Raw genomic sequence first — 8059 nt, forward strand, 5'->3', positions numbered from 1 at the left:
CCCGTTTGCGATGCTCAACACTGAGCGCATCACCGGCGGCATCCGTTCGGTGACGATCAATTGATTGACGAGCGTCTTGACCGGAATGTGAATGTCGAGCAACGCGAGGAGGGGCTCCAGCCATACGCCGCCGGCCATCACGAGACGCGTCGCATCGACGGACACCGCGCTGTCCGGGCCGTGCAGGCGATAACGGCCATTCGCGCGGTCAATGTGCGTGACTGGCGTCTGCTCCAGAATCTCGACCCCCGCCTCGCGCAACGCTGCGTGATAGGCGCGCCCCGTCAGATAGGCGGTCGCGAAGCCGTCGGTCGCGCAGAATGCCGCCTCGCGCACGGCGGGATTGAGCCCGGGCTCGATCCCGCACGCGTCAGCGGCGGATATCAGATCGATTGCAGCGCCGTATTGACGGCGCGCGTCGGCCCGCTTCCTCAGCAGCGCGCATTCGGCATCGGTGAACGCGAGCGACAGTCCCGCCGCAGCCGTCGCGAGTACGCCGCCGCCGAGCCAGGTATCGGCATGCATCCACATGTCCCACGCGCGGAGGGCATAGGGAACGAGGGCGGCTCGCGTCATGTGCAGCGTCAGCGTGCCGGCGTTGACGCCCGACGCGGCTCGACACAGCGCATCCCGTTCCAGCAGTACGACGCGCATCCCGGCACGGGCCAGAAACAGGGCGGTCGTGCATCCCATGACGCCGCCGCCGACCACGGCAGCGTCGTAATGGCCGGAGATACGATGGGGTATCGCTTTCATAGCGGTGCAGCCTGCGGAATCGGAATGTCGTCATAGCAAAACGTCCCGGTGAGTGCGCCGATGGGAACGGGCCGCAACGGCGCGCGCGCGGTCAGGCAGCCGGCTGCTTCACGTGTTCCGACTTCCGCACGGCTTGCAAGCAATTCGCCAGCGATGTCGCCGCAGGTGCGCCCCTGGCACGGTCCCATGCCGCAGCGTGTCCAGGCCTTCAACTGATTGATGTCGAGTGCACCGGCGTCGATCGCAGCGTCGATCTCGCTACGTCGCACGTCTTCGCAACGACAGATGATCGTATCTGCACCGATCGCGTCTACCTGGCCCGGCCGCAGGGCCATCAGACGGGCCATGGCACGACCGGCCCGTGCCGCTTTCCGATATGCACGGCGCAAACTGTCGAGCCGCTCGGTCCCGCGCGCGACATCGGGCGTCGACAAGTCGAGCGCGCAGGCATTGCCGGCGAGTTTTCCGTGAATGGCGGCTGCTGCCGCACCGGCGATCCCGGCCGCGTCGCCCGCGACGTAGAGGCCGGACCGGGATGTCCGGCCGTCATCGTCGGCACTGGCAATCCATCCTCCGGCGTCGCGGGAATAGCGGTGCGACGCGCCGAGCAGGCGCGTCACATCGGTGGAAGGCGTGAGGCCGTGGCCGACCGCGACACAGTCGGCGATGACCGTCGTGCGCGCGTTGTCGATCGGACGTCCGGCAGCATCGCATCGGGCCAGCGTGGCGAGCAGGCGCTCGCCGTGCGGCTCGACGCGCACGATGGTATGACGCGAATGAATCGGTACCCCGGCACGCCGGATGACACGCCACCAGTCGAAACCCTGGCGCAACAGGCCAGAGCGCCCCGACATCGATGGTAGCGTGCGCAACCAGTCCGCATGTCCTGCCAGATCGGCTATCCCGACGACCAGGCCACCTTTCAGGATCGTTTTCGCCGCGACGGCGGCGAGCAGCGGCCCACATCCCGCCACGAGCGTCGTTCGCCCGGGCAGCCGGTGCTGCGATTTCAGCAGAATGGTTGCGGCGGCGAGACCGATGACACCCGGCGTCGTCCAGCCGTCGAAAGGCACGACGCGTTCCGTCGTGCCGGTTGCGACGACGAGTGCGCGCGCGTTGCATTGAACCAGGCCGCGCGGTCCGACTGCGTCGATACGGTAGTTGCCGCCGATCGACCACACCGCATGATCGGTGAATACGGACACGTCGCTCGTTTCGACGGCTGCTCGCAATGCGTCGCCGTCCTCGCGCTCCGCGTCACCGTCGACCGGTCGCGGATCGACCGGCGCTCGATAGACCTGTCCACCGATCGCGCGATTCTCGTCGAATAGCGCCACCTTCAATCCTGCCCCGGCTGCGGCAAGCGCCGCGTTCGCACCGGCCGGTCCACCGCCCAGCACGACCAGATCGAAATCAGTCATGGACGTAGACCTCCGGAACTGACCGAACGCGCAGTGCCGCCGTCACCGTCGTGCGGCAAGCGAGCAAGCGTTCGCCGTTGACCATGACGAGGCATTCCTGACACGACCCCATCAAGCAGAACATGCCGCGCGGCTGAAGCAGGCGGGGACTCTTGCGAAGCGTCTTGACGCCGGCGGCGAACAGGGCCGCCGCGACGCATTCGCCCGCGCGGGCAGTGAACTTTCGTTCGTCGAAGAAGAATTCGACCGTGGCAGCCTGATCCGCGATCTCGTTTCGCATGACGTTCTCCGGTTGCACAGCGTTGCTTGACAACAAATTTGGGCGATGATTTGATACTAACGTATACGATTCGTATACGCAAAATCGCCAAAAAAATCGTACTTCGAGGCGAGCGTTTCCAGCCCGAATCCTTGCAACCCGACCCGTACCGTTAGGAGCTTTCCATGCAGCCTCCGATCATCCTGAGCCGTCTTCTCGCCGCCGGCCTCGCCGCTGTCGCGCTGATCGGCGCGTTCCCGGCCCACGCGCGTTCACTGCAAGAAATCCTCGAATCAAAGAAGATCGTGTTCGGTATCAATCCGAATTTGCCGCCGCTCGGTTTGTACGACGCGAAGAATACGATCGACGGCTTCGATGTCAGCGTTGCCCGCAAGCTGGCCGATGCGCTCGGTGTGAAGCTCGAGATCGTTCCCGTCGGATCGGCCGATCGCGTGCCGTTCCTGATGGCCGACAAGATCGATGCCGTGATGGGCGGCATGACCCGCAACCCGGACCGGTTGAAGGTGATCGATTTCACCGATCCGGTGAATACCGAGGTGCTGGGCGTCCTGACGACGCAGGCCACCACGTTCAAGGACTACACGCAACTGAACGATCCCTCGGTCAGGCTGGTACAGGTTCGCGGCACGACGCCGGTAAAGCTGATCCAGGAACAGTTGCCCAAGGCGCAATTGCTGTTGCTCGACAACTACCCGGACGCGGTGCGTGCGATTGCCCAGGGACGTGCCGATGCGCTGATCGATGTGCTCGATTTCATGCTGAGCTATACGAAGAACTATCCGACGAAATGGCGAGTCGTCGATTCACCGATCGAGGTCGACTACGATTGCATCGGTATCCGAAAGGGGAATACTGCGCTGACCGAACGTTTGAACAAGGAAATCGCCACGCTGCATAAAACGGGCTTCGTCGCGGCCAGCTGGAAGCGCTGGTTCGGCGGCCCGATGCTGCACGATCCGACTGCGGCGCCTATGACCGCCGCAAAGTGACGACGATGGCACTTCAGTTCGCCCCGATCCTCGAACAGTGGCCGTATCTGCTTGCAGGTGCATGGCTGAGCCTGCAGATCGCCATGCTCGCGTTCGTGTTCGGCATGCTGATCGGCGTCGTATGCGCGTCCATTTTGCATTACGGGCCGGCATCGCTAAGGCGAGTCGTCGCCGCCTACGTCATGTTCGCGACCAACACGCCGCAGCTCGTCCAGATCTTCTTCCTGTTCTTCGCGCTGCCGGAAGTCGGCGTGACGCTGAGCCCGTTTTCGGCGGTGCTGATCGGCGCGACCTTCAATGCAGGCGCCTACCTGTGCGAAATCCAGCGTGCCGGTTTTGCGTCGGTGCGTCGAGCGGAGATCGAGGCGGCAGAGGTACTCGGGTTTTCGACCGCGCAGATAGTGCGTTACGTCATCTTTCCACATGTGTTGAAAGTCATGTTTCCGCCGTTGTCGAACCAGTTCATCATGATGACGCTCGGGACTTCGATGGCATCGGTGTTCGGTGTCGAGGAATTGACCGGGCGAACGTTCAATCTCAGTTCGCAGACGTATCTGTCCATCGAGGCGTTTAGCGTGGCGGCGGTGATGTACATCGCGATCACGTTGATTGCGACGTTCGCGCTCGCGGCATTTGGGCGGTATGCCTGCCGAGCGAAGATAAAGGTGTTTTGATGGTCGATACTGCCGCGTCGGAACTGCGCCATCTGTTCTCCTACTACAACGCCGCGCTGCTGGTACAAGGCTTCGTTGCGACCCTCGTGCTCTCCGCCGTCGGGTGTGCCGCGGGCTTTGCCGTCGGGTTCGCTGTCGCCGTGGTCCGGGTGACGCGCACCCGCGCGCTGGCACCTGCACGAGCGCTGCTGTTCGCGTATTGCCTCGTGTTCCGGCGTATACCATTCCTCGTCACATTGATGCTGGTGTTTTTCGCGAGCCAGTCGAGCGGCGCGAAGCTGTCGACATTTGCGGTCGCGCTCGTCAGCGTAAGCCTGATTGCGTCGGCGTATCTCGGCGAAATCGTTCGAAGCGGGCTCGAATCCGTTCATCCCAATCAGCGGGAGGCGGCCGTCACGCTGAATTTCGGCTACTTGAAAATGCTGCGGTACGTGGTTGTGCCGCAAGCCTGGCGGGTGATCGTGCCGCCGACGTTCGGTTTTTTCGTCATGTTCATCAAGGATACCGCGCTGGCCTCGCAGATCGGCGTGATGGAACTGACGTCCGCCGGAAAGGTGCTCAACGACAAGGGATTTTCCGCTGGTCTCGTCTACGGCGCGATTCTGTTGCTGTATTTCGCCATGTCTTACCCGCTGTCGCGTTTTGGAAAGCATCTGGAGAAGAGCCTTGCCGCAACTCGAAATCGTTGATCTGAAAGCATCGTATGGCGCTCATACCGTCCTCGAACGCATCAATCTTTCCATCGAGAAAGGCGAGGTCGTCAGCCTGATTGGTCCGTCCGGATCGGGCAAGAGCACGTTGTTGCGCGTGCTGCTCGGGTTACTGCCGCTCGCGCAGGGCAGCGTGCTGCTCGATGGGCGCGAAATCGATTACGCCAGCCGCGAGCGCGTGCGCGCCTTGCGCACGGATGTCGCAATCGTGTTCCAGCAATACAACCTGTTTCAGAACATGACTGCGCTCGAGAACGTGATGATCACGCCGACGAAGATTCGCGGCAGACCGAGCGGGCAGGTTGAACGGGAAGCAACGGAGCTGCTCACTCGCGTCGGTCTCGCTCACCGGCTGCATGCCTATCCCGACGAGTTGTCCGGCGGACAGCAGCAGCGTGTCGCGATTGCCCGTGCGCTGGCGCTGAAACCCAAGCTGTTGCTGCTGGACGAGGTGACCGCGGCACTCGATCCGGAACTCGTCAACGAAGTGCTCGATACGATCCACGCGCTGGCGCGAGACGGCATCACGATGGTGATCGTGTCGCACGAAATGAGCTTTGTCCGGCAGGTATCGACGAAAGTGGTGTTCATGGCGGGCGGACAGGTGGTCGAGTCCGGGTCGCCGCAGGCAATTTTCGATGCCCCGCAAGAATCACGGACGCGCGAATTCGTGGGAAAGATTCTGCGCCATTGAGCCGGTTCGGCGCCGGAAATCACGTTCGCGTCGTGCACCGCTGGTGCAGCGGCGCGGTAGTTCACTGCCATTCAAGGAATTGCAAATGGATGCAAAGTTGCTTTCAGCAGCGCTGCTCGACACGATCGATCGAAATTTTGCCACGCAGGTCAATTTTCTTGCCGCACTTGTGCGTAAGCCGTCGGACAACCCACCCGGCGACTGCGCCGCACATGCGGACATGGCAGCCGACTGGCTGGAGACACTGGACTTCACCGTGGAGCGGCATTCGGTGCCCGCGCCTGAGGTCATGGCGGCCGGTATGGTCAGCGCGACCAATCTCGTCATTCGCCATCGTTTCGGCGACGGCCCGGTCGTGGCGCTGAACGCGCATGGCGATGTCGTTCCCCCGGGCGACGGCTGGAGTGCGGATCCGTACGGTGCCGAAATCCGGGACGGCTGGATGATCGGCCGCGGCGCCGCCGTATCGAAATCCGATTTCGCGACGTATGCGTTCGCGCTCAAGGCGCTGATCGATAGCGGTGCGCAGCTGGCCGGTACGATCGAACTTCATTTGACATACGACGAGGAGACCGGCGGCCTGGTCGGTCCCGCCTGGCTCTTGAAGCAGGGCATCGTGGAGCCCGACTATGCGATCTGTGCGGGCTTCTCGTATTCGATCACGACCGCACATAACGGTGCGGTGCATCTGGAGGTGACGGTGCGCGGCAAGTCGGCGCACGCTGCACGGCCCGATACGGGCCATGATGCGCTGGAAGCGGCTACTGCGGTACTCGGTGCGCTTTATGCCCATCGGAACGCACTGCGCGAGATCCGCTCGACGACGCCCGGCATTTCGCATCCGACGCTCGTGGTTGGCCTGATCGAAGGGGGGATCAATACGAACGTCGTGCCGGACAAGGTGACGTTCCGGCTCGACCGGCGCGTCATTCCGGAGGAATCGCCTCACGACGTGGTGAGCGAGCTGAAGACGCTGATCGGCATGGCAGTCACCGGTTGGCCCGGCATCGACGTGGAGATTCGCGAAGTTCTCGTGACGTCGCCGCTGCGCGCCATCGATGGCGCAGAGCGCTTGTCCGCTGCACTCCAGCGGGCGGCCAAGGAGGTGTTCGGTCACGATATCCCGACGGAAGGCGTGCCGCTCTATACGGATGCACGCCTGTATTGCGAAGCAGGTGTTCCGACGGTCATTTACGGGGCGGGCCCGCGCACGCTGCTCGAAGCGAACGGCCACCGTGCCGACGAGCGCGTGGCAATCGAGGACCTGCGCATCGCGACGAAAACGGTCGCGTTGGCGCTGCAGGACCTGCTCGCGAGTCCGACGCACGAGTCGAATCAACCATAGGTGCCTTCGGCCAGACGCTCGAGCACGTAGCGGCGGAGATTTTGAAGATGGGTACGCACGGCGGCGCGCGCTGCCTGTGCGTCGTCCGTCAGATAGGCTTCGAGAATCGCGAGGTGTTCGGCGCGATCGTCCTCGATGCGATTAAAGGGCGTGACCAACTCGAATAGCCGGCTGTTGGTTCGAACGAGTTCGATCGTTCGTGCCAGCACATCGTTGCCGCTCGCGCGGGCCATCAGCGTATGCACCTGGTCGTCGACTTCCCAATGTGCCTGTTCCTGCTGGCCGCTGCTGAGCGACTTGATTTTCTTGATGAGCTGATGAATCTGCTTTTTGTCGATCTTGCCGATTGCGAGTGCGACGGCCTCGGACTCCAGGAGTTCTCGCACCTTCATTGCCTGAAAGTATTCTTGCGCGCTGACGAGGCGAACCGAGTATGAACGTGCGCCAGAGCGAACCAGCAGGCCTTCGCCTTCAAGGCGGAGGAGCGCTTCGCGCATCGGCGTGCGCGAGATGTTCAACTCCTCGGCGAGGCGCCCTTCGACGACTGGGCCGCCGCTTCTGAGCGCTTTGTCGAGGATCATGCGGCGCAACGCTTGGTAGGCGAGTTCGCCGAGTTTCTCGGAATGGGTCGGGGCGGGCGCAGTCATGTGTCTCGCAGATGGTTTTCGGTATATGTATTGTATACGGTCGACGTGTTGGTTGGTCATGCAGTAACAACCGAAACGTCCACGTGACGCCTATGATTTCCGTCTCCGTCCCTGTTGATGGGTACATGGCACACAACTTCATCCGCCTGAAGCCTTCCCCTGAATAGCTGAAGGTCGACTCGTTCGCCGTGAAGTGCAGCGCCATGAGCCGTCCGGTTGCATCGTCGATGAACACCAGTAATGTGCAGGCCGGCGCACGATCCTCGAAATCCGCGTAGCAATGCCAGCGCCCGCTGCGCCTTTCCAGCAGGCAGTTGATGCGCCCGCGCTTGCCTGACACCAACCCCGCCACGCCGGCAGCACGATAGCGGCGCAATACCAGACGCTCAATCTGCCGTGTCGTCAACTCCAACCGTCGCTGCACGCCGCGGCTTGAGCTTGCCGTCGGCCACGTCCTGAATGGCCTTGAATCGGTCCAGCTCGCGCATCGTCAGTGTCACCAATCCGGCTGGCTGCATGGTCGGCTCCCGCGCTTGCTCAACG

General features: G+C 62.7%; 9 protein-coding genes. 5 read left to right on the forward strand and 4 right to left on the reverse strand.

Annotated elements, in window-relative coordinates:
- From JMF90_RS13915 to JMF90_RS13925, 3 genes are all read right to left on the reverse strand, one after another.
- On the reverse strand, nucleotides 1-756 hold a 756-nt coding region (locus JMF90_RS13915), incomplete at its 3' end, for an FAD-binding oxidoreductase (protein WP_201325169.1).
- The gene (locus tag JMF90_RS13920; protein ID WP_011549781.1) at nucleotides 753-2177 is read right to left on the reverse strand and encodes an NAD(P)/FAD-dependent oxidoreductase; all 1425 of its coding nucleotides are present in this window, start codon (nucleotides 2175-2177) and stop codon (nucleotides 753-755) included. The genes JMF90_RS13920 and JMF90_RS13915, both read right to left, overlap by 4 nt.
- Nucleotides 2170-2457: a (2Fe-2S)-binding protein gene (locus tag JMF90_RS13925; RefSeq protein WP_027806284.1), complete on the reverse strand. Its 288-nt coding sequence runs from the start codon at nucleotides 2455-2457 to the stop codon at nucleotides 2170-2172. The genes JMF90_RS13920 and JMF90_RS13925 overlap by 8 nt, the downstream gene beginning before the upstream one ends.
- Nucleotides 2458-2621: 164 nt before the next feature.
- Here JMF90_RS13925 and JMF90_RS13930 point away from each other — a divergent pair, with 164 nt between their 5' ends.
- From JMF90_RS13930 to JMF90_RS13950, 5 genes are all read left to right on the forward strand, one after another.
- Entirely contained in the window at nucleotides 2622-3446 is an 825-nt protein-coding gene (locus JMF90_RS13930; RefSeq protein WP_011549779.1) for a transporter substrate-binding domain-containing protein, read from the forward strand.
- Between the two features lie 5 nt (nucleotides 3447-3451).
- Nucleotides 3452-4120, forward strand: a complete 669-nt coding sequence (locus JMF90_RS13935) for an amino acid ABC transporter permease (protein ID WP_011549778.1) — start codon at nucleotides 3452-3454, stop codon at nucleotides 4118-4120.
- Nucleotides 4120-4809, forward strand: a complete 690-nt coding sequence (locus JMF90_RS13940) for an amino acid ABC transporter permease (protein WP_011549777.1) — start codon at nucleotides 4120-4122, stop codon at nucleotides 4807-4809. The genes JMF90_RS13935 and JMF90_RS13940 overlap by 1 nt, the downstream gene beginning before the upstream one ends.
- The gene (locus JMF90_RS13945) at nucleotides 4787-5524 is read left to right on the forward strand and encodes an amino acid ABC transporter ATP-binding protein (RefSeq protein WP_011549776.1); all 738 of its coding nucleotides are present in this window, start codon (nucleotides 4787-4789) and stop codon (nucleotides 5522-5524) included. Before JMF90_RS13940 ends, JMF90_RS13945 begins: the two co-directional genes overlap by 23 nt.
- Nucleotides 5525-5609: 85 nt before the next feature.
- Nucleotides 5610-6869 carry an ArgE/DapE family deacylase gene (locus JMF90_RS13950; RefSeq protein ID WP_011549775.1) on the forward strand — a complete coding sequence of 420 codons (1260 nt, stop codon included), beginning with the start codon at nucleotides 5610-5612 and terminating at the stop codon, nucleotides 6867-6869.
- Here JMF90_RS13950 and JMF90_RS13955 read toward each other — a convergent pair.
- The gene (locus tag JMF90_RS13955; protein WP_011695030.1) at nucleotides 6860-7516 is read right to left on the reverse strand and encodes a GntR family transcriptional regulator; all 657 of its coding nucleotides are present in this window, start codon (nucleotides 7514-7516) and stop codon (nucleotides 6860-6862) included. The two genes, JMF90_RS13950 and JMF90_RS13955, sit on opposite strands and share 10 nt — an antisense overlap.
- Between the last annotated feature and the right edge of the window lie 543 nt (nucleotides 7517-8059).

Origin of the sequence: Burkholderia sp. E168m23 (assembly GCF_016586125.1) — a bacterium.
GTDB lineage: Bacteria > Pseudomonadota > Gammaproteobacteria > Burkholderiales > Burkholderiaceae > Burkholderia > Burkholderia orbicola.